The following is a 255-nucleotide window of genomic DNA, read 5'->3' on the forward strand; positions in this document are numbered from 1 at the left end:
GGCGTTGAGCGTACCTTCCCGGTGCACTCCCCGGTCATCGACAAGATCGAACTGGTCTCCAAGGGCGATGTCCGCCGTGCAAAGCTGTACTACATGCGCGATCTGCGCGGCAAGGCAGCCAAGATCAAGGAAAAGCGCGACGCACGTCCCGCCAAGTAAATTTCTTGATCCACGCATCATCCGCTTCGGGGGAGTCTCCGGACTCCCCCGTGAAGCACACGAAACGCCGGTCCAGGTTTGTGGGCTGGCGTTTCG

Annotated in this window: 1 protein-coding gene; it reads left to right on the forward strand. The window is 60.4% G+C overall.

Annotated features, from left to right (window positions below):
- On the forward strand, window positions 1-159 hold a 159-nt coding region (locus tag SB754_RS21525; protein ID WP_410784357.1), incomplete at its 5' end, for a 50S ribosomal protein L19.
- Between the last annotated feature and the right edge of the window lie 96 nt (window positions 160-255).

Source organism: Leifsonia sp. SIMBA_070 (assembly GCF_046534635.1).
Taxonomy (GTDB): Bacteria; Actinomycetota; Actinomycetes; order Actinomycetales; family Microbacteriaceae; genus Leifsonia.